Source organism: Marinobacter sp. (genome assembly GCF_048259445.1).
GTDB lineage: Bacteria > Pseudomonadota > Gammaproteobacteria > Pseudomonadales > Oleiphilaceae > Marinobacter.
In genome coordinates, this window is sequence record NZ_JBLXHQ010000021.1 from 50,031 (window position 1) to 75,907 (window position 25,877).

General features: G+C 53.7%; 27 protein-coding genes and 1 tRNA gene. 11 read left to right on the top strand and 17 right to left on the bottom strand.

The window, feature by feature from the left end:
* Positions 1-26: 26 nt before the first annotated feature.
* From ACN0RL_RS14690 to ACN0RL_RS14720, 7 genes are all read left to right on the top strand, one after another.
* Entirely contained in the window at positions 27-767 is a 741-nt protein-coding gene (locus ACN0RL_RS14690; RefSeq protein ID WP_417518086.1) for a CDP-alcohol phosphatidyltransferase family protein, read from the top strand.
* Positions 754-1,371 (top strand): YceI family protein, encoded by a 618-nt coding sequence (locus ACN0RL_RS14695; RefSeq protein ID WP_417518088.1) that lies wholly within the window; start codon positions 754-756, stop codon positions 1,369-1,371. Before ACN0RL_RS14690 ends, ACN0RL_RS14695 begins: the two co-directional genes overlap by 14 nt.
* Positions 1,372-1,496: 125 nt before the next feature.
* Entirely contained in the window at positions 1,497-2,570 is a 1,074-nt protein-coding gene (locus ACN0RL_RS14700; RefSeq protein ID WP_417518090.1) for a hypothetical protein, read from the top strand.
* Positions 2,571-2,618: 48 nt separating this feature from the next.
* Positions 2,619-3,707, top strand: coding sequence for a hypothetical protein (locus ACN0RL_RS14705; RefSeq protein ID WP_417518092.1), 1,089 nt, complete (start codon positions 2,619-2,621; stop codon positions 3,705-3,707).
* Positions 3,708-3,827: 120 nt separating this feature from the next.
* Positions 3,828-4,778 (top strand): DMT family transporter, encoded by a 951-nt coding sequence (locus ACN0RL_RS14710; RefSeq protein WP_417518094.1) that lies wholly within the window; start codon positions 3,828-3,830, stop codon positions 4,776-4,778.
* 54 nt (positions 4,779-4,832) lie between these two features.
* Positions 4,833-4,909: transfer RNA gene (locus tag ACN0RL_RS14715), tRNA-Val, on the top strand.
* A 291-nt stretch (positions 4,910-5,200) separates the two neighbouring features.
* Positions 5,201-5,668, top strand: coding sequence for a c-type cytochrome (locus ACN0RL_RS14720; protein WP_417518096.1), 468 nt, complete (start codon positions 5,201-5,203; stop codon positions 5,666-5,668).
* A 44-nt stretch (positions 5,669-5,712) separates the two neighbouring features.
* On the opposite strand, the gene ACN0RL_RS14725 is transcribed toward ACN0RL_RS14720, so the two are convergent.
* Positions 5,713-6,396 carry a cytochrome b/b6 domain-containing protein gene (locus tag ACN0RL_RS14725; protein WP_417518098.1) on the bottom strand — a complete coding sequence of 228 codons (684 nt, stop codon included), beginning with the start codon at positions 6,394-6,396 and terminating at the stop codon, positions 5,713-5,715.
* Positions 6,397-6,520: 124 nt separating this feature from the next.
* Here ACN0RL_RS14725 and ACN0RL_RS14730 point away from each other — a divergent pair, with 124 nt between their 5' ends.
* Complete coding sequence (locus ACN0RL_RS14730; protein WP_417518100.1) at positions 6,521-6,916, top strand: glutaredoxin family protein; 396 nt, start codon at positions 6,521-6,523, stop codon at positions 6,914-6,916.
* 133 nt (positions 6,917-7,049) lie between these two features.
* Here ACN0RL_RS14730 and ACN0RL_RS14735 read toward each other — a convergent pair whose 3' ends face one another.
* On the bottom strand, positions 7,050-7,835 hold the full coding sequence (locus ACN0RL_RS14735; protein ID WP_417518102.1) for a DUF1194 domain-containing protein: 786 nt from the start codon (positions 7,833-7,835) through the stop codon (positions 7,050-7,052).
* A 276-nt stretch (positions 7,836-8,111) separates the two neighbouring features.
* On the opposite strand from ACN0RL_RS14735, the gene ACN0RL_RS14740 reads away from it, so the two are divergent.
* Complete coding sequence (locus ACN0RL_RS14740; protein ID WP_417518104.1) at positions 8,112-8,792, top strand: Tic22 family protein; 681 nt, start codon at positions 8,112-8,114, stop codon at positions 8,790-8,792.
* 44 nt (positions 8,793-8,836) lie between these two features.
* Here ACN0RL_RS14740 and ACN0RL_RS14745 read toward each other — a convergent pair whose 3' ends face one another.
* From ACN0RL_RS14745 to dapA, 5 genes are read right to left on the bottom strand one after another with little or no spacing between them, the layout of a single operon-like run.
* On the bottom strand, positions 8,837-9,844 hold the full coding sequence (locus ACN0RL_RS14745; RefSeq protein ID WP_417518106.1) for an NAD-dependent epimerase: 1,008 nt from the start codon (positions 9,842-9,844) through the stop codon (positions 8,837-8,839).
* Between the two features lie 51 nt (positions 9,845-9,895).
* Positions 9,896-10,621: a TIGR04219 family outer membrane beta-barrel protein gene (locus ACN0RL_RS14750; RefSeq protein ID WP_417518108.1), complete on the bottom strand. Its 726-nt coding sequence runs from the start codon at positions 10,619-10,621 to the stop codon at positions 9,896-9,898.
* Positions 10,622-10,663: 42 nt separating this feature from the next.
* On the bottom strand, positions 10,664-11,380 hold the full coding sequence (gene purC, locus ACN0RL_RS14755) for a phosphoribosylaminoimidazolesuccinocarboxamide synthase (RefSeq protein ID WP_417518110.1): 717 nt from the start codon (positions 11,378-11,380) through the stop codon (positions 10,664-10,666).
* A gap of 47 nt (positions 11,381-11,427) precedes the next feature.
* Positions 11,428-12,543: an outer membrane protein assembly factor BamC gene (bamC, locus tag ACN0RL_RS14760; protein WP_417518112.1), complete on the bottom strand. Its 1,116-nt coding sequence runs from the start codon at positions 12,541-12,543 to the stop codon at positions 11,428-11,430.
* Between the two features lie 47 nt (positions 12,544-12,590).
* Complete coding sequence (gene dapA, locus ACN0RL_RS14765; RefSeq protein ID WP_417518114.1) at positions 12,591-13,469, bottom strand: 4-hydroxy-tetrahydrodipicolinate synthase; 879 nt, start codon at positions 13,467-13,469, stop codon at positions 12,591-12,593.
* Positions 13,470-13,543: 74 nt separating this feature from the next.
* On the opposite strand from dapA, the gene ACN0RL_RS14770 reads away from it, so the two are divergent.
* A complete protein-coding gene (locus ACN0RL_RS14770; RefSeq protein WP_417518116.1) occupies positions 13,544-14,011 on the top strand; it encodes a peroxiredoxin in 468 nt (155 codons plus the stop codon).
* A 12-nt stretch (positions 14,012-14,023) separates the two neighbouring features.
* Here the strand turns inward: ACN0RL_RS14770 and ACN0RL_RS14775 are convergent, their stop codons facing one another.
* Both ACN0RL_RS14775 and ACN0RL_RS14780 read right to left on the bottom strand, forming a co-directional pair.
* A complete protein-coding gene (locus ACN0RL_RS14775; protein WP_417518118.1) occupies positions 14,024-15,103 on the bottom strand; it encodes an AI-2E family transporter in 1,080 nt (359 codons plus the stop codon).
* A gap of 15 nt (positions 15,104-15,118) precedes the next feature.
* On the bottom strand, positions 15,119-15,346 hold the full coding sequence (locus ACN0RL_RS14780) for a sulfurtransferase TusA family protein (protein ID WP_417518120.1): 228 nt from the start codon (positions 15,344-15,346) through the stop codon (positions 15,119-15,121).
* Positions 15,347-15,589: 243 nt separating this feature from the next.
* Between ACN0RL_RS14780 and ACN0RL_RS14785 the strand changes: the two genes are divergently transcribed.
* The gene (locus ACN0RL_RS14785) at positions 15,590-16,993 is read left to right on the top strand and encodes a M48 family metalloprotease (RefSeq protein WP_417518158.1); all 1,404 of its coding nucleotides are present in this window, start codon (positions 15,590-15,592) and stop codon (positions 16,991-16,993) included.
* A gap of 2 nt (positions 16,994-16,995) precedes the next feature.
* Here ACN0RL_RS14785 and nadA read toward each other — a convergent pair whose 3' ends face one another.
* The 8 genes from nadA to eutH form a co-directional block, all read right to left on the bottom strand.
* Positions 16,996-18,057 carry a quinolinate synthase NadA gene (nadA, locus tag ACN0RL_RS14790; RefSeq protein WP_417518122.1) on the bottom strand — a complete coding sequence of 354 codons (1,062 nt, stop codon included), beginning with the start codon at positions 18,055-18,057 and terminating at the stop codon, positions 16,996-16,998.
* Between the two features lie 68 nt (positions 18,058-18,125).
* The gene (locus ACN0RL_RS14795; protein WP_417518124.1) at positions 18,126-18,680 is read right to left on the bottom strand and encodes a BMC domain-containing protein; all 555 of its coding nucleotides are present in this window, start codon (positions 18,678-18,680) and stop codon (positions 18,126-18,128) included.
* 24 nt (positions 18,681-18,704) lie between these two features.
* A complete protein-coding gene (locus tag ACN0RL_RS14800) occupies positions 18,705-20,054 on the bottom strand; it encodes a 4Fe-4S dicluster domain-containing protein (RefSeq protein WP_417518126.1) in 1,350 nt (449 codons plus the stop codon).
* Complete coding sequence (gene eutL / locus ACN0RL_RS14805; protein ID WP_417518128.1) at positions 20,051-20,707, bottom strand: ethanolamine utilization microcompartment protein EutL; 657 nt, start codon at positions 20,705-20,707, stop codon at positions 20,051-20,053. Before eutL ends, ACN0RL_RS14800 begins: the two co-directional genes overlap by 4 nt.
* 73 nt (positions 20,708-20,780) lie before the next feature.
* Complete coding sequence (gene eutC / locus ACN0RL_RS14810) at positions 20,781-21,725, bottom strand: ethanolamine ammonia-lyase subunit EutC (protein WP_417518130.1); 945 nt, start codon at positions 21,723-21,725, stop codon at positions 20,781-20,783.
* A 10-nt stretch (positions 21,726-21,735) separates the two neighbouring features.
* Positions 21,736-23,100, bottom strand: a complete 1,365-nt coding sequence (locus tag ACN0RL_RS14815) for an ethanolamine ammonia-lyase subunit EutB (protein ID WP_417518132.1) — start codon at positions 23,098-23,100, stop codon at positions 21,736-21,738.
* A 15-nt stretch (positions 23,101-23,115) separates the two neighbouring features.
* Entirely contained in the window at positions 23,116-24,549 is a 1,434-nt protein-coding gene (locus ACN0RL_RS14820) for an ethanolamine ammonia-lyase reactivating factor EutA (RefSeq protein WP_417518134.1), read from the bottom strand.
* Positions 24,546-25,844: an ethanolamine utilization protein EutH gene (eutH, locus tag ACN0RL_RS14825; protein WP_417518136.1), complete on the bottom strand. Its 1,299-nt coding sequence runs from the start codon at positions 25,842-25,844 to the stop codon at positions 24,546-24,548. Before eutH ends, ACN0RL_RS14820 begins: the two co-directional genes overlap by 4 nt.
* Positions 25,845-25,877 lie beyond the last annotated feature (33 nt).

A 25,877-nucleotide genomic window follows, 5' to 3' on the forward strand; every position in this document is an offset into this window, starting at 1 on the left:
CGAAGCCTATACGCTGGAGTTATATTATGGATTCTGAAAGGCCGCTGAAACCTTTCATAATACCGCCCTGGGCTGACCTGCTCTGGGGAGCTGCGCTTACAGCATTGTGGATGGTGGTCGCTGTGGGGCTGTATTCATCTTCCTGGCTCATGATTATCTTCGCAACCCTGCTGTACAGCTTTGTTTGCGCTGCGGTGTTCACACGCTGGCCCCGCGACGCGGATTTTGGTTGGGCAAATCGCGCCACGCTCTTCCGGAGCAGCCTGATCATAGTGCTGGTGGCTGCGGCTCCGTTCATCCCCACGAGCACACCTGACTCTGGGCTCTGGCTATATGCTATTGGCGCTCTTCTTGCCCTGATCCTCGACGGCGTTGATGGCAAGCTTGCCAGGGCAACCAACTCCGGGAGTGAGTTCGGCGCCCGCTTCGATATGGAAATGGATGCGCTGCTTATTCTGGGACTATGTATCGCCGTTATCGTGAGCGGTAAAGCTGGCGCCTGGGTTCTCGCCCTGGGGCTGATGCGCTACCTGTTTGTCGCCGCCGCTTCGCTGCTGGATTGGCTGAACAATCCACTGCCCGACAGTTTTCGGCGCAAAACCATCTGTGTGTGGCAAATCGTTACCTTGATGGTTGCGATACTGCCGCCGGCCCCACCCGTGTTCGTCGGCCTGACGCTGGCAACCGCCCTGTTGTTACTTTTCTGGTCGTTTATGACAGACGTGTACTGGCTTTATCAAAGGAGATTTCATCATGAAACAGTCTGAATCATTCTTTCTTAAACCGGCTTTTGTAGCCTGCATCGTCCTGGCACCTTTAGCGAACGTGGCCAATGCCGCGCCTGCCAAATTTGAAGTGGATGATGAGCATTTCTCGATGGTTTTCGAAATCATGCACATTGGCTACGCCCCGGTGATGGGAATGTTCCGGAAGGTTGAAGGCGAATTTGTGTACGACGAAGAAACCCGGGAACTGATTTCCGGAAAGCTGGCATTCAAAAGCAACAGTGTGTTCACCAATCATGAGAAGCGCGATGACCATCTTACCAACAAAGATTTTCTGAACAGCAGCAAGTACCCGGACATTACGTTTACCGTAACCAGCTTTGAAACGACGGGGGAATCAACGGGGGTCGTCGTCGGGGATCTGAACATGCTCGGGACAACCAGACCGGTAGAGCTCGACGTTACACTGAACAAGGCAGCTGAGTACCCGTTTGGCCATGAAGAATACACCCTGGGCATCAGCGCTGAAACCACCTTGAAACGCAGCGACTGGGGCATGACTTATGGACTGGACCCGGCACTTGTGGGGGACGAGGTAAATCTCCGGTTCGGCTTCGAGGCGATAAAGGATTCCGGATGGTTTTGAATGCGTTTGTGAGGCGGGTCACATAAATTATCCACGTCGCCGCAGTTCTTGACTATATTTTAGCCGGAGCTGACCAATAGACAGACTATTTGTCAGACAACACAACAAGAAAAAGGGATAGACGAATGCCCCAAAAGGCGCTCGTGGTCGTTTTAGCGGCAACCGCCATTGTGGCCGGCACTGGCTACCTTTTATCGGAAGACAACCGCTTCGGTTTTAGTTGGGAGACACTAGCCCAGGAGGATGGACGCCAGCAGAAAACGGCTACGCCCGGCCCCGGGCAAGGAGCCTCTCAGACTACTGCCGGCTTGCAGCAAAAGCCGCCTTCAGACAATCCGGTCGGGTTTATGCTGGCCAAAGTAGCAGACCAGTATGCCCAGTCTGTCCGCTACCCCCCCTGGTCTGTACCTTTGACCGAAGCTCAGGCGGAGGGCTATCAGGGCAACCGTTACGAGCCTGTGACTCTGCCTCTGGAAAACGGCGGCCAGTTTACGGTCACTCTCGACAAGTTCCGTTTTACCCGGGGTGAGGACCTCCTTGTGGTTGCCTCACTGCAAGGGCCTCAAATCATGGGTTATTCGCTGCAGGCGAGCCTTGAGCGCCCTGAATCCCGGGATTCGGTCAGGAGCGCGACGCTTGAGCAGGAAGCCCAGACAGGCTACTACCAGGGCAGTCTGAGCACTGATGAGGAGCCTGGAGAATACCGTCTCATTGTAGAAGCAACCGTTGACGGAAAGCCTGTGCGGCATGCCTCCAGCCTTACCATTGAGCCCTATCTGGGCGACTTTGAAGGGCTGGATGATACCTATTTAAGTAACAACAACCTGGTCATTCCCGTTACCTTTTCACCACAGGCTTCCGGTTTTTATGCTTTGTCTGCCCAGCTCTACAACGGTCAGCAACCTGTCGCTCAGCTTCAGGCGGAGAAACGGCTCGACCGCACCTCAGACACTATCTCCCTGAAAGCTCACGGCACGGTGCTGGCCAACCAATCATTCAATGGAAAATTCCAGCTGCGCAACTTGCAGATAAGGCAACTGCCTGCCAAGCCCGGCGACCGCACCCACTATGCGTTCGGCCCGGATGACGGTTACAGCTTTGAGCCGCCGGATCTTGATGATCTCAATGACACTCCGGCGGTAAATCCCGAATCGGAACAGCGTGCAGCTCTGCTGAAACAGCTGGCTGACAAGTTCTGATGTGCCACAAGAGATGCCAAAACAAAAACCAAGCAAAACGGAGCAATCATGACAACAAGAAAGACCCGCACTGCCTGTAAAATTGCACTGGCGACGGCGCTCGCCAGCACGATGATGGCCGGGACCGCCCAGGCGCAGCTTGCCGGACACAATGTGATTCTGGTTCACGGCTTTCAGATGGAAGACCTTGATACACCACCTGCCAATCTGCAGGCGATCAGAGACGCCGGAGAGGATTACTGGCAGACATTCTGGTTATCCCGCTCAGAAGCACGTATTGACTGGCCAAGCGACGGCCGAATAGAAGGGTCGATAGCGCAACAGGCCTATGCGCAGATGCGCGAGATAAGCCAGCAGGGACTGTGCAATAACTACTGCATCGTTGTCTCACACTCAACCGGCGATCTGGTCACCCGGTATCTTTTGGAAAATCAGGCGCGTTGGCTACAGAACGAGGGCTTGCCCCCGCTGAAAATTCTCGCATCCATAGACTATGCCGGTGCGGGCGGCGGCACCGATCTGGCCAACCTGGCGCTGAGCCTTGCGTACAACCCGACCTGGTATAACTGGCCACTTCGTGCGGCGGTGCAGGCGTTCACAGGCATAGAGCCTGAGCCGGGCAAACTGGGTGTAGTGAATGATCTGCAAACCAATACAGCGCGAAATCTTGCGCTGAGCCCCAACTCTGTTCCAAGGCTCCGCTTCGTTGCTGGTGGTTCACCCTACGCGGGCATCACCAAGCCCTTCATCGCAGGCAAGGATGACGGCGTTGTACCTGCGCATTCATCCTGTGGCGCGACCTCTGCGCAGGGTATCGATTCGTGCACCAGTAACCTCAGCCTTGCCGGCAAGGTAACCAGCCAGAGTGCTCCTGCCGGCTTCTACTACAACCATTATCCGATATTGATGAACGAGGGTGTCACCCATGGCGGTGTTCTTGGTTCGGAAACCGGTAATATCTCGGTTCCAGTCGTGAACAACACAACCCTGAACAGCCTGCAGGTAGACTTTGCCAGCAGAAGTTACAGCAAACGCCCCTGGTGGAAGCTCTGGGGCTCAAAAGACCGCTATATTGAGGTGCCTGGCTCAGACCAGACCGATATGTCTTCACTTGTATACTCGACACTTAACAATTAACAGCCACTGATATCAGGGATTCCAGCGGGCTCACGGACGAGCCTTCTTTCCTTTTTACTTCGCAAACTATACATTGTCGGGATACACCACTTTCCCCAACTCTGGTGACTTTCCCACACCATGTCTGACGCTCAAAAATCCGACCTTCTTCTTGTAACGGTCACTCTGCTTGCAGCTGTGAGCTGGGTCTTTTCCAAAGAAGCCATATTGCTAATGCCACCGCTGTTGTTTATGGCCGTACGCTTTTTGATCGCGGGCGGTTTTCTTGCGGTTTTTGCCTGGCGACCACTATCACGACTGAGCCGCGATCAGATCAAACGCGGCGTGGGGGTCGGGCTGGTATTCGGCATTGCCATGAGTTTCTGGGTAATGGGTCTGTTCCATGCCTCCAGCATGGGTGAAGGGGCCTTTATTACCAGCCTGGGTGTGGTGATTGTTCCCATCATTGCGCGCCTCGCGTTCAAGGAGGCTCAGCCGGCAAGCACCTGGCTGGCCATTCCTGTTGCCGTAGCAGGACTGGCGCTCCTCTCCCTTCGCAACGGCTTCCAGCCCGAGGCGGGGCAGATGTTCTTCGTGGTGGCCGCTTCAATCTTTGCGCTGTATTTCACACTCAACACCCGGGCCGCCAATCAGCGCACGGTCATCAACCGCCGGGGGGAAACCGTCGAAAAACACCGCATTCCCGCCCTGCCCCTTACCGCCATTGCGCTGCTGACTGTTGGGATGGTGACTCTGGTTGAGTCACTCATTTCGGAGCCCTGGCAGCCAACGTTCGGCAACCCACCACCGCTGCTAATATGGTGGGTTCTCGCCAGCGCTATCATAGGAACTGCCGGACGCTTTCTTGTACAAACCTATGCCCAGAGCCTGTCCACTCACAGCCATGGTGCCGTTATTCTGGTACTGGAACCGGTTTGGGTGTCACTGTTCGCCGCCGGATGGTTTGGTGAAACCATGACGTCAACCCAGCTCGCCGGCTGCGGGTTGATCTTCGCTGCATTGATTGTTAACCGCTGGACCGCCCTGAGCAAAGCCCTTCGGGCCTCGCTGAGAAAAAGAAAAACCGGGTAAAAGAGGTTGACCAGATACGGGAGAATCAGTATATTTCGCCCCGTTGCAGAACACAGGACCATAGCTCAGTTGGTTAGAGCGCTACCTTGACATGGTAGAGGTCCCCAGTTCGAATCTGGGTGGTCCTACCAATTCTGCCAAGAAAGTCAGTGACTTACGGAGATCGTGAGAACTGGCTTTTTTTATGTCCGCGCACTTTTCGACAATGAATTGTTGATCCGCATTCCCCCGCTACCGCTGTTCCCCAAAACATTTCACCACCAATTTTTCCAGATTCCGCAAAAACCGTACTACCATGATGTTAGTCGCGGGGGTTTACCCGAACTTTACAGTGTGCTGATTCAAACCCCGCCATATTTGTGAAATCATTGGCACGGTATAATCGATTTAATTATTTTCATAGATGAGAGAGGAATAAGAGCATGCGTAAATCAGGATTTTTTGCGGCCCTGGCATTGAGCGCTGCCGTAGCCACCCCGGTTGTGGCCCAACTGGATGTGGAAGATCAGATTCACACTCGCCAGAGCGCATTTACGTTCGCCGCATGGAACATGGGCAAGATCAAGGCTCAGGCCATCGACGGTGATGTTGCCTACAACGAACAGCAGATACTCGCTGCCGCCAATGCCATTGCGTCCGTAGCCAACTCCGGTCTCGGCGCCCTCTTCGGCCCGGGCACGGCTATGGACAAGAACGATAATACCAAGCTGAAGCCGGAGTTTTTTGATAAGCCGGACAAGGCTCGTGAAGTGGCTATTGGCTTTGCCCAGGCTTCCAGCAAGCTTCAGGAGATTGCGGCAAACGGCGGCGATAAAGCCGCAATCGCAGCCCAGTTCAGTGAAGTAGGCAAGTCCTGCAAGGCCTGCCACGACGCTTTCCGCGCCGAGTAAGCCTTAGCGCGTAAAGATAAAAAGAGAACCTGCTCCTCCGCCATTTACCAGCCCAGATCGGGTGCTGGCGGTGGAGGGGGTGGCAGGAGCCCGCCGTTCGCTACCCACACTGCAAACCCTGCCACAGCGAAAGCAATAATCAGCGCCGCCAGGCCACCACCGGTACGATCTTTACCTGAGGCTTCTCTGACGATTTTGCGCCCGCTTATCATCGGCTTGATCAGGTTGTCTTTTTTAACCAGCGTGTAGAAGAACACGCTGGCAATGTGCAAACCGATCAAACCATAGATAAACCACTCTGTCAGCTTGTGCCAGGACGTGATCGTGTCGTTCCAGCCGGACGATACCGCTCGATAGAGCGGCCCGTTAAAGGCTATGGCATCTGTCGCAAACAACCCTGTAACAGCCTGAAACCCCACCAAGCCAAGCATGGCCAGTACAGACAAAGCTCCCAGAGGGTTGTGCCCTGAACCTTGCCATTCACCTTTCAGGTACGCTGATATCGCAGTCGGCCCCGGTATAAACTGCCAAAAACGCGCATAGGTAGAGCCAACAAAGCCCCACGCCAACCGAAAGCTGATCAGCCCCACAATGGTGAGACCGAAGCGCTCATGCCACAACATCCAGGTGCCACCGAGGTTTACCGTGACGATTGACCCAGTGACTGCGAGCACCAGCAACCAGTGAAACAGACGTGTGGGCAAATCCCACAAGGAGATCGACTTCATTCCCTGTTCCTTATAAAGCGATGACTTACAGCTGCAGATTACCCGAAACATACCGGTTTTGCTTTATACTGCCCACCGAAGTTCGTGCACCAAATAGTCATGTATCAAATTAAAGGTTTATTCAATGCGAGTGGTTATCCGTTATTTTTTCCGGACGTTACGCCTGATCCTGACACCCTTTGTGCTGTTGAGCGAAAAGCTTGGCGGTGGAAAACCCTTGGAGCGCAGCGCCGAAGAGCAGCAAAAAGTAGACGCCGCGTGTGAGCACCTGGCGCTGTATCAGTTCAAGACCTGTCCTTTCTGCGTAAAAGTGCGGAAGCAGATTGCGCGGTTGAATCTGAATATCGAGAAGCGGGATGCGCAGCACAACGAGACCCACCGGGCCGAACTGGAACAGGGTGGCGGCAACGTGAAAGTGCCTTGCTTGCGAATTAGAAATGAGGATGGCAGTGAGCAGTGGATGTACGAGTCCTCAGATATTAATGCATGGCTGGAAGAGCGTTTCGGCCAACCTGTATGAATTATGGATTACCGATACATCAAAGTGTCAATAAAGCTGACAGGCCAACTGCTTTCATCGACTGAACGTTACTGTTTAACGAAAAAAACCGCTGGGCCCAAAGGCCACAGCGGTTTATTTAAAGCAGGTACTCTCAGGCAGCCATTTTCCGGCGACGCAGGAACAGACCCATCATGCCAAGACCCAGAAGGCCAAGGGTGGCGGGCTCTGGAACCGGGGTTGTTCCGGTGACTTCGAAGAACAACTTTTTCTTGATGCCTGCAGTGAAGGAATCCTCAAAGTTCGTTGCTAACAACGCAAAAGAACCATCTCCACCGATTACATTGTTTTCGTAGTATTGGCGCAGCGATTCGCTGCCAATAGCGATGCCGTTGATTGCATCCACACCGGCAGCCAGCGCATTATTCCTAGCTGTCACAGGATCACTTCCTGTGTTTCTTTCGCCATCACCGGACACATCGATAACCTGACGGGCGCCCGTAAATGCAGCGTTGGTCGGATCATTAAAGCTAAACAGGCCGGTTGAAAAATCAACTGCAGAACCTATCCCGGTCAAGCCACTCCCAGACCGATCGGCTGCAGCGATTGCATCAGCGAAGTCCACAGCTTGAGTTGCGTTGCTTATCAGCGTCCAGCCAATCTGCGTTTCCTGACCGCCATCCCATTCAACATAGGTCACAGCAATCTTGCCCAAACGGTTGCCACCATCGGTATCGAATATAGCGCCCTGCACGGCGGCATCGTTAAATGCTGCAATATAGCCGTTTCTCTGGCCATTATATTCAGCGGTACTGACACTACCAGACACATCCACGGCCAGAACCAGCTCCAAATCTACCTCCACCGGAGCGGCCATAGCTTGAGTGGTTGCAAAGACCGCAGACAACAGCACACCCTTTAATAAATATGTGGTTTTCATCTCATTCCCCTTGATAAAACCCGGATTTTTTATTGAGTACCGATCCATGATCAGCCCTGCTATATCCCAGCAATTGGTGAGCCAAACCTTTTATTTTGCTTTCGTAACATTACGTTACATAATGTCACTTGGGAAAAGACTATCCACACATGCAATAAGTTGTAAAAAATGTCGTCACAAATTGATACTTCAACCTTGTCTGCTTTCGGCAGTGAGCATTCACTGCTATAAATCCTATATATGAATTTTTGCACTAACCCAGTCGAGGACAATGGAATGAAACCAAGCGGATTGATGGGTTTTTATACGATGAAAATGTGTCAGAGCATTTTGGTTGGACTGTGCTTTCTTATGGCAGTGGCAGCGAATGCGCAGCCGGCAGACAAAGAGGCTGTTATCAACGCGCTCAATGCCGTGCCTGTTTACTACGTGACAACAGCATCGGGGGCTGCCCTGGCTGTGGGTGCTCAACAGCAGGCAGACTTTGTGCCGGTTTTTCTGTATCCGGAAGAGGCCAATATTGCCAAAGCCGAGCTTGAACGCGACGGCGCAACTGCTTTAAAAGTGGTACGCGCAGAACTGGGAGTTTTGTACAGCGGGGAACTGAGCAAAAATACTAACGGCGCCAGCTATGCCTTAGTCGCCAACCCGACACAACGAGCTGCAGCACAACGCATATCTAACGGCAAAAGCTTTTCTGAAGTTCCGGTGTTCATTGCCAAGCACAAGGAGTCCGGTGAGGTGATGACCATGAAGCAATCCGATGGCACGCTGGCGGTCCCTCTATTCCTGGAATTTCACAGAATAGAAGCAGCACTCGACGCCCTGGGGAAACAGGTTCCGGATGTGGCAGGAGCTTTCAAGGTGGAGGCTTATCCGCTTAGTGCGATCGTGAATGACATGCAAACTGGCGCTCTGAACCCAGCCAACGTGGTTATGATTCCGCCTGTAAACTAACCAGCTATCATTAGAAGGCTGGCAGAACTCAGCTAGCCTTCTGGTTAAACCTCGTAGAATGCACGATACCAGTCGACAAAATTACCTATACCCTCTTCCACTCCCGTAGCCGGTTTATACCCTACGTCGCTGATCAGATCATCGACATTGGCGTAGGTGGCTACTACGTCACCTGGCTGCATGGGTAGCAGGTTCTTCTGTGCTTTTTTACCCGTTCGCTCTTCGATAATTTCTATGAATCGAGACAGCTCCACGGGGTTGTTACTGCCGATATTGTATATCCGGTACGGGGCTTTGCTGGTACCAGGATCAGGGGCTTGCCCGCTCCAGTCGTTATTCGGCTGCGCAATCTGGTCAAGCGTGCGAACAACGCCTTCCACAATATCATCGATGTAGGTGAAATCGCGTTTGTGATGGCCGTGATTGAACACATCAATTGACTCACCCACGAGAATCTTTTTGGTAAAGATAAACGGTGCCATATCCGGGCGCCCCCAGGGCCCATATACCGTAAAGAACCGCAGGCCGGTGATGGGCAAACCATACAAATGGGCGTATGAGTGGGCCATTAGCTCGTTGGCCTTCTTGGAGGCCGCATACAGGCTAAGGGGATGGTCTACGTTATCGTGGACAGAGAAAGGCATGGCCTCGTTCGCGCCATAAACAGAGCTGCTCGAAGCGAACACCAGATGCTTCACACTGTTATGGCGGCACCCTTCCAGAATATTCATGAAGCCAACAAGGTTGGCGTCCACATACGCATTGGGGTTTTCAAGCGAGTAGCGCACACCCGCCTGGGCGGCAAGGTGCACGACTCGCTCAGGGCGATGCATTGCGAAGATATCTGCCATCACAGATCGGTCTGCAATGTCTTGGCGCACCTCGGTGAACCCGGGATGACCTGTCAGGCGTGCCAAACGGGCTTCTTTGAGGCTGACATCGTAATAATCGTTGACGTTGTCAACACCGATGACTTCGTCTCCCCGCTCAAGCAGCCGGAGTGCCAGTTCGGCACCTATGAACCCGGCCGTGCCCGTTACCAGAATCTTCAAGTCTTTCGCTCCTGTTTAAAGCCCCGATTTCCGCGATACAGGCGCGGCTATTTAAAATGCCACGCCCGCGCTGATGAACGGCCCGTCGATTTTTACATCAAAAGCATCGCTGCCGTCTTCGTAATCTACCGCTAGCTGGCGATAGCCTGCCCGCAACTGCAGAAGCGAAATGTTGTACTGGCCATACACATTGAAGTCGCGCATGGAGTCGCCGTCAAAGCTGATGAAGTTGCCTTCAGCGCCAACGGCCAAACCGGTCAGAGGCAGGTCAAAGCGGGCAGCGACATAGCCCAGGGGTAAAACAGCATCTGCTTCGGTTCTGTCTGCGGCGCTGCCGCTCTGCAACAGCAGCTCCCCTGAGAAGTCTCGTACAGTCAGACCAAGGTCAAGGTTGACCCAATTGTCGAGAATCTCGTAGTAAAGGGTAAGATCAAGCTGCTCAAGATCCAGGTCTGAGCGCACTGATGAACCGGCAGGAAATGGACCGTAGTTGCTGGAAAGCGAGCCATCACCGCTTTGCTGGACCAGTGTGTAAGCCAGGCGCACGTTTGGCAGCAGGGGTACCGGATGCTCCAGGTAGATGCTGGCGTTTGCATTGCCGTCGTCTTCCATTCGTAACTCGTCGTTCACATCAACAGAGTTTCCGCCAGACGCCACATCTCCGGACAAATCAGAATCCCAATAGCTTACGCTTGCACCGAGGCCAACAATGTCCGCTTGCACAAGAGGGGCCGCCAGAATAAGAGAACTTCCTAACGCGAGGGTCAATTTACGCATAGTGCACCTGTGTCGTTATTATCTGTTTGGATTTATCGCTAATCACTGATCGAAGTCTATGCCCAGACGGCGGCCGACTTCTTCGTAGGTTTCGATAACGTCGCCCAGCCCCTGGCGGAAGCGATCCTTGTCCATCTTTTTACGGGTTTCCTTGTCCCATATGCGGCAGCCGTCCGGGCTGAATTCATCGCCCAGAACAATCTCTGCGCCGCTGCGACCAAACTCCAGTTTGTAATCCACCAAGAGCATTCCGGCGTCGTCAAACAGGGTTTTCAGTACGCCGTTCACTTTGTAGGTGAGTTCTTTCATGCGGGCGAGGTCGGCCTCACTTGCCCAACCAAAAGTGACAGCCAGAGACTCATTCACCATCGGGTCGTGCAGAGCGTCGTTTTTAAGAAACAGCTCATAGGTAGGCGGATTAAGCTCAAGGCCTTCTTCCACACCCAGGCGACGACACAGGCTGCCCGCAGACACGTTTCGTACCACACACTCTACAGGAATCATGTCCAGTTTTTTCACCAGCGATTCCGTAGCAGACAGCAAGCCTTCATGGTGTGTCGGAACGCCAGCGGCTTCCAGCTTTTCCATAATGAATGCGTTAAAGCGGTTGTTTACCATGCCTTTACGGTTGAGCTGCTCTTTCTTTTCGCCATCAAACGCTGAGGTATCGTCCCGGAAGACCAGAACAAAACGCTCTGGATCATCAGTGTAAAACACAGATTTGGCTTTGCCTGCGTATAATTCTTCGCGTTTTTCCATTATATGTCTCCGAAACGGAGGCCCGCACCGCGGGCACCCCTTCTGAATCAGTATAGGTAATTGAACAGCTGTGTCAGCAGGTCTTCAGCGCCCTGCACACCGCTATAGCCTTCAGCCGTTTCAGCCGTTACCTGCACCTGGCCATCAAGCTCGACCAGGTTAACCGTATGGGTGTGGCGGGCTTTCTCTTTATCACTGAACCAGCTGAACCAGCCGGGGTCGCGCTCATCTGCGGTGCGGAAATCGACGAAAAACCAGCCTTCACTTCGGTTGAGATCAACGATCGCAATATCTGACTCTACAAGTGACCGGTTAACCTCGGCCCAGGAACGACCGTAATCGAGATCCATACTTATCGCTTTTGCTGTGTCATTCTCAGACACAAGCTTCACTAGCGGCCTGGAAACCATCCCTGATGCCGCCCGGGAAAACGACTTGCTTTCTTCGCGGGCTTTCAGGAATTCGCCGAGATCCGCGAGCACGCGTTTCTGCAGCGACAGTTCTTCCGGGGAAGGATCGGTGACTCCACGCCAGGAAATAAGCTCGGCCGGCCAGGAGCTGTCTTCTTCAGACGTAAGCTTACGCACCTGAATTTCAGTGGTTTTGCGACGCACACCCGGGGCTATACGAACCTGCAATACCGCCTTTGGCTCCGCTTTGGTTGCTTCGGCAGGCGCACTGGAGAGCTCCAGAAGCGCACGGGCGCGCATGCTGAAATTTGCCAGATCGCTTTGTAGCAAGCCCAGCTGCGGGTTGTCATGGGCCACACCGAGCCCCTGTTCGTTCATATAACCCGTTACCGCCGGCCAGATGCGGCCAGGAACGTCGTTTACCAGCAACCAGGCCCGGCCATCGAGCTCTTGAACCACGTAGTTTTCGTCAAGAATTTCCGAGGTCATATCCGGGGGCTTCGGGATATCAGACGTATACATTTTGCTGGCGTCCGCCGGATTTATGTCACGAATGGGCATTACCTGATTGAAACGTGAAGTGTCTGCCGTTTCCGGCAAAATCAGGGTGTCGCCTTCCTTTGCATCTACATAACGTTCTGATCGGTCATCGACCAGGCTGCAACCGGTCGTCGCAACGGCCAGTAATAGCCCGGATGCAACTGCCATGTGTCGGAGTGCAAAAAACTTACGGGTTCCTGAAAGAACCGGCATCGGCCTACTCTCTGTATGGGACTGTTTCAGGGTGGATATCTGCAAACTCAGAGCACACCCGAGGCTTTCATGGCTTCTTCAAGCTCAGCGTGGAATTTCTCACTGAACGGCGTCAATGGAAGCCGGATACCTTCACCAATCATGCCCATACGCTGAAGCGCCCATTTGACAGGAATGGGGTTCGCCTCCAGAAACAACTTGCGGTTCAGCGGCATAAGAAGCTCGTTCAGACGATCAGTCTCTTCGCGATTGCCAGAAATAGCGGCGGCACACAGATCTGCCATACCTCTGGGAGCCACGTTTGCAGTAACGGAAACGTTACCCTGCCCGCCCGCGAGAATCAGCTCAGCCGCAGTGGCATCGTCACCGGAGTACACAGCCAGGCGTCCATCAAGGGCTTTAATCAGTTCTGCACCACGGGGAATATTGCCGGTGGCGTCTTTGATCGCAACAATATTCGGAATATCGGCCAGGCGGAGCACGGTTTCGTTAAGCATGTCGCAAGCGGTTCGACCCGGAACGTTATAGAGCATCTGGCTCATGCCAGGCACCGCTTCGGCGATTGTCTTGAAGTGCTGGTACAGACCTTCCTGCGTCGGCTTATTGTAGTAAGGCACAACCAGAAGGCAGGCGTCTGCACCAAGCTTATGCGCTTCGGTTGTCAGATGAATGGCTTCACGTGTGCTGTTACCGCCAGTGCCGGCAATGACAGGAATACGCCCGTTCACGCGTTTGATGATGTAACCAATTACCCGGCAGTGCTCTTGCTGATCGAGCGTTGCGGATTCGCCGGTGGTTCCCACAGCAACGATACCGTCTGTACCGTTCTCCAGATGAAAGTCCACCAGTTTATCCAGATCCTCCCAGTGAATGTCACCGTTTGGATGCATGGGCGTGACCAGTGCGACAAGGCTACCCGTAATCATAAAAACTCCGTCCGAATAAAACGGTTATGGTAATGTTGGGCACGAACGGACACAAGGGAATTAAAGGAGATGTCATGTCATCTGTTGAACTGAATAAAGCGGTACCAGACTTTGAGGCGGCAGCCACGGGCGACCAGACCGTTCGGCTGGCCGATTTGCGCGGCAAAAATGTCGTTATTTATTTCTATCCGAAAGACGATACACCGGGCTGCACAACGGAAGGACAGGACTTCCGGGACAATATGAAGGCGTTTGCTGAGCAGGATACAGAGATTTTCGGGGTGTCACGGGACGGACTCAAGGCTCACGAGAATTTCCGGAAGAAGTTTGAGTTTCCGTTTCACCTGATTTCCGACAAAGATGAAGCACTGTGTCAGCTATTTGACGTTATCAAGCTCAAAAAGCTGTACGGTAAAGAATACATGGGTATCGATCGCAGCACGTTCCTGATTGACCAGGATGGCGTGCTGCGCAAGGAGTGGCGTGGAGTAAAAGTACCCGGGCACGTAGACGAGGTGCTCGAGGCGGTCAAAGCGCTCTGACAAGAGCGCTCATCACATCTGATCTGGCGCGGCTGAAGGGAAAGGCTCCTTCACCGGCCAGGCAGAAAACACGGCCTTGAGCATGGTCGCCAGCGGAATGGCGAAAAACACGCCCCACAGGCCCCAGATACCGCCAAAGAACAGTACCGAAATAATAATGACAACCGGATGCAGATTATTCACTTCTGAAAAAAGCACCGGCACCAGCACATTTCCGTCCAGCGCCTGAATGATTCCATAAATCACCATTACCCAGATAAAATGGCTGCCCCACCCGAAGGCGAACAGCGCAATCACCGCAACCGGAATGGTCACAACGGCAGCGCCTATGTAGGGAATCACAACGCTCAGGCCCACCAGAAGTGAAAGCAAAGCCGCATAAGGCACGCCCAAAAGCTTGAATGCGACGTATGTTGAGCCGCCAACTATCAGTATTTCAACAGCTTTTCCCCGCACATAATTGGCACACTGAAGGTTCACTTCGTGCCAGATTTTCTGCATCATCGGGCGCTGTGGTGGAAGCAGGCGGGAAATGGAGCCAAGCAGGACTTCACTGTCTTTCAGGAAGAAAAATACCAGGATCGGCACCAGCACCATATAAATCAGCAGCGCAACGAGATCGGGAATACTGGATAGCGAGAAGGATACCAGCCACTGGGTAACATGCCCTACTTCGGTGTTCACCTGCTGGTATAAATTACTTACCGCCTGGGCAGAAATGATATGGGGATATTCTTCAGGCAACAGCTCCAGATAGGACTGCAGTTCCCCGATAATTCGTGGCGCCTCTCCCGCCAAATTACTGAGCTGGGTCCAAACAAGCGGTAGCAGGCCAAAAATAAAGCCAACCAATACACCCAGAAACACCAGAAATACGCCCACTATTGCGAGACCTTCGGGCACGCCCAGCTCATTCATGCGGGCAACCAGCCCCTGCAGGATAAAGGCAATGATAAGGGAGGCGATCGCCGGTGCCAGCATGGCACCGAACAGGATAATAAAAACTGTGCCTGCCACCAGAATCAGAAAAAGAATGACAGCTTCTTCATCTGAAAAGTATTTATGCGCAAGACCGCGTAAAATTCTGTACATCAAGGACTCCGGAAATTAACCGCCGCACTCTATCACAAACCGGTAACGGCCTTCAGTTTCTGAGGAGTTCACCAAGCGGTGGCGGGATAACTTCAGAAAGGCCGGAATATCGCGGGCTGAGCCCGCATCTGTAGCGATTACCTCAAGCATCTCGCCTGGCGACATGCCGTTGAGCTCCAGCTTTGTTTTCAGCAGGGGCATAGGGCATCGAAGCCCGGACGCATCGAGTGTACGATCAGCCATAGAGAAGTTGCACCATTACAAGACATGGAATTCGCAAGCCGGCATTATGCCTCCAGTGATACTGTATTGCATCACAATACCTGTTAATCAGAAGATCGGAACTTTTTGCCGGAATCTCAAGCGCATTGTGCTGTCACAGGTGCAGGTTGAATCAGGAGCTCACAACATTACATGAATACCGCCCTTACAGAATGTCGCTGCTATCGAAAGTTTATCGTCTCTTTAGCTTTCGCTTTTGCGCTGATGTCCGGTTCTGCGGCCACGGCACAGGAAATCGGGCTCCCGAGCATCGGAGGAAACGGTGGTGGCCTTATTTCCGGACAACAGGAAAGCGACATCGGGCAGCAGGTAATGGTGTCGATCCGACGCTCGGCGCCACGCATAACAGATCCACTGGTTTATGATTATCTGAGTGCCATCATCTACAAGCTTGTGCCTTCCGCGCCGCTGGATAATCGGGATCTCACCCTGGCACTCATTGATAGCCCGGCCATAAACGCTTTTGCGGTACCTGGCGGTATTGTGGGCGTAAACGGAGGCCTGTTCCTCAACGCAGCCACGGAGCAGCAGTTCGCCTCGGTGCTCGCACACGAGCTTGCCCACCTCAGCCAGCGGCACTTTGCCCGCCGCCTGGAGCAACAGGAAACCAGTGCCCCTCTCACAATTGCAGGAATGATCGCCGGCATTGTGCTTTCGGCAGTAACCCAGTCTGATATAGGCATTGCAGCCATCGCCGGCACTCAGGCTCTTGCCATACAGAATATGCTGGCCTACAGCCGTTTACATGAGCAGGAAGCAGACCGGGTAGGTCTGGATATTCTGGCAGTCGCCGGCATGGACCCAAGAGGCATGCCCGAAATGTTCGAGATCATGATGCGCCAGAACCGGCTGCAGGGAAGCAGCATGCCTGAGTATCTTTCAACCCACCCCCTGACACAGAACCGGGTTGCCGACACTCGCAACCGTGCAGAACAGTACCCGGAAAAAACCATTCGGGACGGCCAGGAGTACCATCTGGTGCGCAGCCGTTTGCAAGTGCATTATGCCCCCTCGCCCGAAATTGCCGTTGAAACCTTCGAAAGCTACCTGAACAAACCAGACGCACAGAACAACGAGGCCATCCGTTACGGGCTGGCAGTTGCCTACCTGAGCAACAACCAGTTCGAGAAAGCAGCCAGGATTATAAACGAGTTACTGGCCAGTAATCCGGGCCGGATAACCTTGCAGGTTACGCTTGCTGAAATACGCATCCAGGAGAACAGGCTTGACGAGGCGCGAGCTCTGCTCGAGGACGCTCTGAGCAGAAACCCTGGCAACTACCCGATCACGTCCACTCTTGCGGATGTGGAAATTGCAGCGGGTAAGGGAACCCAGGCTGCCGAATACCTGAAGCAACTGACCCGCAGGATGCCGCAACAGGAATATCTTTGGCTGAGGCTGGCAGAAGCCGAAGGCATGGCAAGGAACATTGTTGGTGTTCACAGGGCACGCGCAGAATACGATGCGCTCATGGGCGACCTGGAATCCGCCCAAAGGCAATTGCGCCAGGCGCAGGAGAAGTTGCCCGCAGGCTCCGCCCAGCGGCAGGTGGTGAGTGAGCGGCTGGGGGAAATCACCAGCCGCCTTCAGGTTCGCAGAAACAGCTAGAATCAGGCGTTGCCGGCAGCCTTCAGGTTCATCCCCGCGGTGAAATCCAGCATGCGACGCAGCGGTTTGAGTGCCTTCTCGCGGGTTACCGCGTCCACCAGCACTTCCTGATCACCCTTCTCAATCACGCTCAGCAGGTTTTCCAGGCCGTTCATGGCCATCCATGGGCACTGTGCGCAGCTCCGGCAGGTGGCACCGTTGCCTGCTGTAGGGGCTTCTATAAGCGTCTTATTGGGCGCCAGTTGCTGCATTTTGTAGAAAATGCCGTTATCCGTCGCAACAATGAATTCCTGATTAGGCATTGTCTGCACAGCGTGAATCAGTTGCGAGGTTGAGCCAACCACGTCTGCCAGTTCCACGACAGCGTCCGGAGATTCCGGATGAACCAGAATCGCTGCATCAGGGTAAAGGGCCTTCAGGTCTTCCAGGCCGCGGTGTTTGAACTCCTCATGCACTATGCAGGAACCGTCCCACAGAAGCATGTCGGCACCGGTGGTTTTCTGCACATAGTGACCGAGGTGCTTGTCTGGCGCCCAGAGAATTTTTTCTCCACGGGCGTCGAGATCTTCCACAATGGCCTGGGCACAGCTGGATGTTACTACCCAGTCTGCCCGGGCTTTAACGGCAGCCGACGTGTTGGCATAAACCACCACGGTGCGATCGCTGTGCTGATCGCAGAAATCTGAAAACTCATCAGCCGGGCACCCTACGTCCAAAGAACAGGTTGCTTCGAGCGTAGGCATCAGCACCCGCTTTTCAGGGTTCAGAATCTTGGCTGTTTCACCCATGAAACGAACACCGGCAACAACCACGGTTGACGCCGGATGCTGATTCCCGAAGCGGGCCATTTCCAGTGAATCTGCAACACAGCCACCGCTTTCCTCAGCAAGGCGCTGGATGTCAGGGTCTGTGTAATAGTGCGCCACAAGCACGGCGTCTTTTTCCTTGAGGACAGCCTTGATACGGGCTTCAAGCCGCGCCTTTTCGTCAGCGCTGAGCGGCTTCGGCTCCGCTGCATGGGCCAGGTGTTCCTGAACAAGGATTCGGTCTTCAGCTTTAGTCATGTACAGCTACTCTCAGTTGCTTTCTGCGCCCGAGTATATCATTTCAGGCAACACTAGCACTGTACCGACTATAACTTGTCCCGCAAGATCTCTTTCCGGGGCTGTGGGATGACAACCTTATCCACGAGAAGTCCCTTACTCTTGATGTAGTCTGTGCCCGCGTCAACGGCTGCGGTCACGGCCGCTACATCACCTGTGAGTGTCAGGAACCCCTTACCTCCGATCGCCATGGCAAGGTGAATATCGATCAACTCGACATTAGCCGCTTTTACTGCGGCATCTGCCGCCTCGATAATGGTGGCAACCGAGAATGTCTCAATAATACCCAGTGCTGCCGTTTCCTCGATTACCCGTGTACCGCTAATGGCTGAAAAAACAGATGGATGAACATTGGGGATGATCAGTTCGTCCACAATGGTTTCGCTACCCATATCCAGCCCTGCAGACATGGCGGACTCAACGGCGGCCACATCACCGGCTACCATGACCATGAACTTGCCAGGGCAAATAGTTCGGTTGAACACGATTTCGACGTTGGCTGCTTTCAGCATGGCGTCGCCTACCGCATAGCCTTTGGCGATTGAATTCATTTCAATCATTCCGATCGCGCTTTTGTTACTCATGATCAAATCCTGTCAGAACCCGAGTCAGTTAACAGCGTTAATTTCAATAAAGCCGTCCATTAATGTCACCTTGCCGCTGATACTGGCATGCAGTGGCACGCCCATTCCATCGCCGGGCGTTGTTGCAATAACCGCACCCTCAGCGACGGTATCTCCGGTTTTTACGATCGGTTCCGGCTCCTTCCCCATGCGCTGATGTAATGGAATAACAACTCGGGAAGGCGCGGTATCCACGTCTTTCCAGCACGCCGTTTTACTGTCATATTTTGCCAGCCCCAGCTTGCGGATAAGGCGTTGCGATGGCACTGCCCGGTATTCCCTTATGCTGTGTACCTCACGAGTCTGGCTCTGCAATTGCTGGGGTGTCAGCCACAAATCGTTGGCCTTGAGATCACGCTTGGTTGAAACACAGATATCGCGGGGGTTCAGCTGCTCCGGGCACGCCCATAAAGTGCAGATATTACACTCACAACAGGCCTGAGCATGTACCGACAGGGTTTCACTGACTTCACCGGTGGTGAGCAGTGATCGCATAACCAGGTGCGGCTGTATCGGATAGCCAAGCAAATATCTGGGGCACATTTCGGTGCACAGCGTGCACTGGTCGCAGCCGGATTTTCCGATTCGTTTGTACTGCTCCTCGGTTTCCGAACGCCTTCTTACAAGGTTGGTATCGCGGGGTAATACCAGTAAACCACTGCTTACCGCCGAAATCGGCGTATTCAGATCGTCAACTACCTTGCCCATCATCGCACCGCCATCAATCACCACAGGATCATCGCAGGTAATGGCGCCGGCAAGACTGATAACGTCCGCAAAGAGCATACCTATAGGCAACCAGGCAGTGAACGGGTGCTCGACCTCTCCGTGCACGGTAATCATGGTTCGGGTAACAGGTTGGTCCTGCGCAGCCCGTGCAATGTTTACCAGCGTCTCGACGTTCTGAACCAGCACGCCAATATCTTTCGGCAAGCCACCTGCCGGGATACGTTTGCCGGTTATCTCATAAACCAGCTCGTACTCATCACCCGCCGGATACATGTTCGGCATCCGCTTCAGTTCGATGTTCTCTGGCAGGAGAGGTTCGATATGGGATATCGAATCCTTATGCTTTTCCTTGATGGCTATAACGCCCCGGCTTGCGCCGGTCTGTTCCATCAACAGCGCCATGCCTTGAAGCAGTTCAGTTGAAAATCGCTGAATAACTGTCTGATCCTTGTAAAGCAAAGGCTCGCATTCTGCACCGTTGGCAATCAGAACATCCGCCCGCGCCTGCATTTTAACGTACGACGGAAAGCCTGCGCCGCCAGCTCCGACGACACCTGCATTCCTGACTTTTTCAACAAGGGAGTTCATGTCAATCGAGCCACTCATATATCAATAGGGTTTCTGGCAACCGCCAGAACTGCCTCCTCGAAGGCCTCACACGCTGCTCGGCAGGCCGCTTGGCTACCGGTCAGATATCCGCCACCGTAGTTGGTTTCAGACGGAGGCGCGAAGAAGGTAGCCACTTTAACGCTGGCAGCTTTCAATGCGGCATCCATACCGAACATCGCTTCCAGTGGCGGCGCAATCAAATACGCCATGGAATCGCCCCGTTTCATGCCACCCTCTTTGGACAGGTAACCTCCTGTGGCGGATACCAGGTGGGCAAAATACGCGATACTGCCCTCTTCGTTTGCGGAGTAAAAACAGGCTTCATTCTCGATAACTTCCTGCGCCCGCTGAAGCCCTGCAATAACATCAGCCGGCCCTGGTCCCGCGATAATGCCGATCACCTCTCCGGATAACAGGCCGGATGAGTGGGCAGCACCGGCGTAGAACGACCGCGCGTACACCACATCAACCTGTGCAGCTTTTGTCGCTTCATCCAATGCTACGTAGGTAACGTCATCACTGTCGGCAGTGATCATGCCGATGCAACGCTGCTCCTTCTTCAGATTAAACTGTTTCATCATTGCGTCATCGACCGATGCGATAACACGGGTTGCCAGTACCGATGCTCTTATTTCGTCCCGAACTGCCATGATGGTGCTCCTTTATTATCGTGCCGGGATTCCTTTTCAAAGAACCCCGAACCATGCGCCTGAGCCCTTGGCTTCAGCGTTTCAGGTTTAGCCCACTTGCTTTCTGTTCAAGCATTTTACGCGTCAGATCAACGATAACGGCGGCTGCTTCAATGGGCGGCGTGCCACCTTTGTGGATATTGGAAATAACCATTCGGTCTGACTCAACCGTTTTCTCAGTCGGCTTGTAGACGCAATAACAACTCAGACTTTCAGACTGCCCCAAACCGGGTCTTTCTCCAATCAATAGCAGATTGGCATCAGCCTGCAACAGGTTGCCTATTTCGTCCTGGGCTTTCACCCGGCCGTAGCGCAAAAAGAAGGGCGTGCCAACGGTAAAGCCGGCGCTCTCCAGTCCCTTCATTAGAGGCGGGATAATTTCATCAAGGTTATTGGTGACGGCATCCGTACTTAGCCCGTCAGAAATAACCACCTGAACCTGGGGCGATTTCTTGCAGCGTTCCCCAATGACTTTTTTTGCTTCATCAGAAAGCTTGCGGCCCAGATCCGGGCGCCGGAGATACTCGCTTTTGTCTGCAACCTGAGTCTGCACTTCCCAGAGGTTCTGCTTTTCCAGCCACTCGGGTGCCACTTCCTTAACGACTGTGTCCTTGGAACGGGAGTGGTCTGCAAGAAAACGTAACAGCGATCGAGTGCGCGGTCTGGGGCCTGCGCGCCCCTGGCAGACCCGTGCTGCCGTCTGCTTGACCATATCACTATTTACAGAGGCATTATGGGCGTTTTCAATACCATTCCAGTGAACGAATTTTTCCAGGCTCAGGTCTTCAAGGCCGTCGCCCTGGCTATTGCCAGCGGACTGGGCGCCAGCAGCTTCCGAAGGCTTGTAGGCCGGTGGATTTTTCTGCTTTGAACTGTCGCTTTCAGGCTGCACACGGGTCACCTGGCCGGCCGGGACAGACTTCTCACCCAACTCACGCAACACCGAATTGACGATACTCTGAATTGTTTGCTCGTCCATGGTTGTCACCTCAATCAAAGAAGATGGATGGGTCGCCCGCACGGGCGGTAAGCTTGCCGTTTTCCATCAGACCCATTGTCTCCATCCAGGCTTCAAACTCAGGAGCCGGACGGTAGCCCAGTAGCTGGCGGGCGGTCGCAACATCATGGAAGCCTGTGGTCTGGTAATTCAGCATGATGTCATCGCCCAAGGGGAGCGACATCACAAAGTTACAGCCCGCAGCGGCCAATAACACCGTGAGGTTTTCGTTGGAGTTCTGATCGGTATCAGCGTGATTTGTGTAACAGGCGTCACAGCCCATGGAGATGCCGGTCAGTTTTCCCATGAAATGGTCTTCCAACGCTGCCCGGGTAATTTGCTGGTGATTGAACAGATATTCGGGCCCGATAAAGCCCACCACCGTGTTCACCATGTGCGGCTTGTAACGCCTTGCCAGACCATAGTTGCGAGCTTCGATGGTTAACTGATCGGCACCGTGGTGAGCATTTGCAGATAACGCTGTGCCCTGGCCGGTTTCAAAATACATCATGCTGGAACCGGCGAGCTTGCAGTAATGCTTGCCCATCTCATAGGCTTCATCCAGCAGCTCAACGGTGACACCAAACTCGCTGAGGCCTTTTTCAGTGCCTGACAGGCTCTGGAAAAGCAGGCCACCGGGTGCACCTTTTTCAAGCGCCGCCATCTGGTTGGATATATGGGCAAGTACACAACCCTGGGTCGGGATATTCCATTTGTCGGTGGTTTCCTTGATGGCGCTGAGAATGCGTAAGGTGTTCTCTACCGACTCAGTAACCGGGTTGACGCCGATAACCGCATCACCGCAGCCATAGGACAGTCCTTCGTATATCTGAACCATGATGCTGTCGATATCATCCCGGGTGTCGTTTGGTTGCAAACGGGCCGAGAAGGTTCCGGGGGTGCCGATGGTGCAGTTAGCCTTGGAAATCACATAAAGCTTTTTGGCGCCGACCATGAGATCACCGTTCGAGCATATCTTGCAAACGGCCGCAACCATTTCGGCAGTCAGGCCCTTACGCATCCGCTCATAGTCTTCACGGCTGGGTACATCCGACAGTATGTATTCCCTCAGCTCACTGACAGTCCAGTGCTTGATATCCTCATAAGCCGCTCTGTTTATGCCATCCTGAATCACTCGGGTTACGGCGTCTTCTTCGTAAGGAACAACCGGGTTCTCGCGCAGAACTTCCAGGCGCATTTCGCTCAGTACCTGCTTGGCAGCGACTCGCTGCTGGGCACTTTCGGCGGCGACACCCGCTAACACATCTCCCGAGCGCAGCTCGTTGGCTTTTGCGAGTACATCCTTTACGTCCCGGAACTGATAAACCTGTCCGAACAGTGTTGTCTTCAAGTTCATGAAAAACCTCCCCCTCTAGGCAGGAAATGCCAGAGATTTGATGGTTAATGGCACAACTTCCCCGCCAAAAAAACTTTCGCCGACATCGATGTAATCACCGGCAACGGCACGCACTTCATCAATAACCAGTAGTTTCTGAGGGTCGATCAGGGGTTGTAGCTCCATCCCCAGCACCTTGCCCAGATCGTTTTCAGTCACGATGATTGCAGGCGCCTGGCGGTTGCCATGCTGCTGATAATATTCTGCAATCTCTTTTGCTGTGTGGTGCACCACCCGATAGAGCATGGGCATGTCCTGGCCCAGGCTAATGGCGTAGCTGTCTTCTCGAAGGCGCAAATCCATAAGCTCCGCGGCTTCGATAATCTGTTGGCAAACCGGGGGCAAATCGGTGGCCTGCCAGTCGATCTGCGGTTCTACAACCGGTATGTTGCGGATCGGCAGCGAATCAACATTCAGCCAGATAGAACTTCCGGAGAGCGACATGGAATAGGCGCCCGCACCGATGACGGTGGCCTGCTGGGTCTGCGCAGGCACCCGGACGTTCATGGCTGCCAGCGTGGGATGATTCAGTAATGCACCGCCGAGCAATATGCCAATGTCTTGCCATTGGAACGGTTCCAGCTCTCCGGTTTTCAGGGTGTAGTAGCTGGTACCTACGCCGCCGCTTATGAAGACAGCGTCGAATTCACCAGGCTCTTTCAGATAAGGTGTCATCATCAGTTTTTGGCACAGCTCTGAGCTGTTTCCGACAATGACATCGACTACCAGCTGCGCCATGCAGTTTACGATCTTTTTAAGATGATCTGCGCTTATCCGGGCTTCGGTAAGTGCCTCGCCGAACAGGGATTCAATAACGTGTTTTGCCGGCTCACGGATTTTGGTTACCGCTCCTGATCGATCGGTTTTGATCAGGTTTCCACCAATATTGAGACACGCGGTGTCCTCTACGCGCCCACTGTTAAACACCACGTAATTACTGGTGCCACCGCCGATATCAATGTTCAGTACCCGGGCATGGTTGCGTTTTGAGTAGTCCCCGGCACCACTACCCCGACCCGCAATTACAGATTCCAGGTTCGGGCCAGCAGTCGCGACCACGAAATCACCCAGCCGCTCAGCCAGCCCCATAACCGTATCTTTGGCGTTCTTCACTTTGGAGGTTTCGCCAGTGATGATGATGGCGCCGGTTTCGATATCGCTGAGTGCGATACCAGCAGCCGTAAACTGATCATCGATGAACTCCTGCAGCATGATCACATTCACCGTTCCATCTTCCTGCAGGGGCGTCGGGCTAACGGGGCTTTGAAAAAAGATCTCCCGCTCCACAAACTCATACCGGGGCACCTGGGTAACAGGCGCCCGGTTGACCATGGTGAGCCGTGAAAAGATCACCTGGGTTGTGGTAGTGCCGATATCGATACCGACACTGTGTACGGTTTTTCTGTTCACGGTTGCGCTTCCGCTTCCTCTGAGATGGGCAGGTCTGCGCCCGGCTTGCCGTTCTTTTCAATGGACGCAATCATTCTGTCTGCGAGAAACATGGCAAAAAGAACGGCTGTGATGCCACCTACAAGCTTGCCGATGATGACAGCCATGATCATGTCTGGCTTATTGGCGGCGGTGAAACCGAGGTGATCACCGAAGGTAAACGCAGCGCTCACAGCAAAAGCCGAACATAGAATCTTGCCGCGGCTGTCCATGTCCTTCATTACCTGGAACATCGGGATATTGTTGGCCAGGGTGGCAATCAGGCCGGTTGCCGCCGTCGGATTTACGTTCAGCACACCACCCATCTTCAGCAATGGCTTTTCGAACCAGCGGGTCAGCAGCAGAACCATGGGGTAGGCACCCAACAGAATGATGGCGATGGAACCGATGACTTCTATGGCTCGCATATCGATACCCGGCTCGTCGCCTGGAACCATGAATATCGGATCCATTCCGGGGATGAGGGTAATGCCCAGGGTCTGCTTCAGCACAGCGGCCGCAAGACCGATGGTGATAAAGGCGACCAGAAATTTTGCGAAAATTGAAAACCCGTTGATCATCTTGTCTGGCATAAACCACAGGCCCGCTGCAATCAGAGCAGACACAATAATGACCGGAATCAGGTTCATGAAGATCAGCGGCATGTTGAACTGTATTGCCTCTTCAGTGCCGGGTATCAGAACTGTGGACGCCATGGCAGCGAGACCACCAGCAATACAGCCGATAGGAATGGTCACGATGCCCGCAAGCACACCAGATGCCAGATAAGGACGATCCTGTTCTTTGATGATGCCGACGGCGACGGGAATGGTGAATACAATGGTCGGGCCCATCATGGCGCCGAGAATCAGGCCTGCGTACATCCAGGCACCATAATTAATGCTGCCGTCGACTGCCGTGGCCATTTCCTTCGCCAGAAAGTACCCACCCATATCGTTAGCCAGCAGCGTAGTGGCAAACATCGCGGGATCCGCTCCCAGGAAGGTATAGATAGGCACAACGACCGGAGACAGAATTTTGGCCAGTACCGGCGCCATGGCAATAATGCCCACCATGGCAAGAGCCAGGGCTCCCATCGCCTGGAAGCCTTCCTCAAACTCGTTGCCGGCGCCGGAGATGGATTTCCCCACCCGGCCAAGCCCGACTTTGCCAAGAACCAGTCCGGAGCCACCAAACTGCATGAAGACCCGGTCCAGCGCGCCGATGACCATGAAGGTCATCATGATATAAAGAATGATCTGGTTTAACATTTCCATATTCGTCTCTCCACCTTCTAGCAAAGGATTAAA

What these genes read in the sequence shown, in the direction of transcription:
- ACN0RL_RS14690 (WP_417518086.1), top strand. Translation starts at nt 27, where the DNA reads ATGGATTCTGAAAGGCCGCTGAAACCTTTCATAATACCGCCCTGGGCT.
- ACN0RL_RS14695 (WP_417518088.1), top strand. Translation starts at nt 754, where the DNA reads ATGAAACAGTCTGAATCATTCTTTCTTAAACCGGCTTTTGTAGCCTGC.
- ACN0RL_RS14700 (WP_417518090.1), top strand. Translation starts at nt 1,497, where the DNA reads ATGCCCCAAAAGGCGCTCGTGGTCGTTTTAGCGGCAACCGCCATTGTG.
- ACN0RL_RS14705 (WP_417518092.1), top strand. Translation starts at nt 2,619, where the DNA reads ATGACAACAAGAAAGACCCGCACTGCCTGTAAAATTGCACTGGCGACG.
- ACN0RL_RS14710 (WP_417518094.1), top strand. Translation starts at nt 3,828, where the DNA reads ATGTCTGACGCTCAAAAATCCGACCTTCTTCTTGTAACGGTCACTCTG.
- ACN0RL_RS14720 (WP_417518096.1), top strand. Translation starts at nt 5,201, where the DNA reads ATGCGTAAATCAGGATTTTTTGCGGCCCTGGCATTGAGCGCTGCCGTA.
- ACN0RL_RS14725 (WP_417518098.1), bottom strand. Translation starts at nt 6,396, where the DNA reads ATGAAGTCGATCTCCTTGTGGGATTTGCCCACACGTCTGTTTCACTGG.
- ACN0RL_RS14730 (WP_417518100.1), top strand. Translation starts at nt 6,521, where the DNA reads ATGCGAGTGGTTATCCGTTATTTTTTCCGGACGTTACGCCTGATCCTG.
- ACN0RL_RS14735 (WP_417518102.1), bottom strand. Translation starts at nt 7,835, where the DNA reads ATGAAAACCACATATTTATTAAAGGGTGTGCTGTTGTCTGCGGTCTTT.
- ACN0RL_RS14740 (WP_417518104.1), top strand. Translation starts at nt 8,112, where the DNA reads ATGAAACCAAGCGGATTGATGGGTTTTTATACGATGAAAATGTGTCAG.
- ACN0RL_RS14750 (WP_417518108.1), bottom strand. Translation starts at nt 10,621, where the DNA reads ATGCGTAAATTGACCCTCGCGTTAGGAAGTTCTCTTATTCTGGCGGCC.
- purC (WP_417518110.1), bottom strand. Translation starts at nt 11,380, where the DNA reads ATGGAAAAACGCGAAGAATTATACGCAGGCAAAGCCAAATCTGTGTTT.
- bamC (WP_417518112.1), bottom strand. Translation starts at nt 12,543, where the DNA reads ATGCCGGTTCTTTCAGGAACCCGTAAGTTTTTTGCACTCCGACACATG.
- dapA (WP_417518114.1), bottom strand. Translation starts at nt 13,469, where the DNA reads ATGATTACGGGTAGCCTTGTCGCACTGGTCACGCCCATGCATCCAAAC.
- ACN0RL_RS14770 (WP_417518116.1), top strand. Translation starts at nt 13,544, where the DNA reads ATGTCATCTGTTGAACTGAATAAAGCGGTACCAGACTTTGAGGCGGCA.
- ACN0RL_RS14775 (WP_417518118.1), bottom strand. Translation starts at nt 15,103, where the DNA reads ATGTACAGAATTTTACGCGGTCTTGCGCATAAATACTTTTCAGATGAA.
- ACN0RL_RS14780 (WP_417518120.1), bottom strand. Translation starts at nt 15,346, where the DNA reads ATGGCTGATCGTACACTCGATGCGTCCGGGCTTCGATGCCCTATGCCC.
- ACN0RL_RS14785 (WP_417518158.1), top strand. Translation starts at nt 15,590, where the DNA reads ATGTCCGGTTCTGCGGCCACGGCACAGGAAATCGGGCTCCCGAGCATC.
- nadA (WP_417518122.1), bottom strand. Translation starts at nt 18,057, where the DNA reads ATGACTAAAGCTGAAGACCGAATCCTTGTTCAGGAACACCTGGCCCAT.
- ACN0RL_RS14795 (WP_417518124.1), bottom strand. Translation starts at nt 18,680, where the DNA reads ATGAGTAACAAAAGCGCGATCGGAATGATTGAAATGAATTCAATCGCC.
- ACN0RL_RS14800 (WP_417518126.1), bottom strand. Translation starts at nt 20,054, where the DNA reads ATGAGTGGCTCGATTGACATGAACTCCCTTGTTGAAAAAGTCAGGAAT.
- eutL (WP_417518128.1), bottom strand. Translation starts at nt 20,707, where the DNA reads ATGGCAGTTCGGGACGAAATAAGAGCATCGGTACTGGCAACCCGTGTT.
- eutC (WP_417518130.1), bottom strand. Translation starts at nt 21,725, where the DNA reads ATGGACGAGCAAACAATTCAGAGTATCGTCAATTCGGTGTTGCGTGAG.
- ACN0RL_RS14815 (WP_417518132.1), bottom strand. Translation starts at nt 23,100, where the DNA reads ATGAACTTGAAGACAACACTGTTCGGACAGGTTTATCAGTTCCGGGAC.
- eutH (WP_417518136.1), bottom strand. Translation starts at nt 25,844, where the DNA reads ATGGAAATGTTAAACCAGATCATTCTTTATATCATGATGACCTTCATG.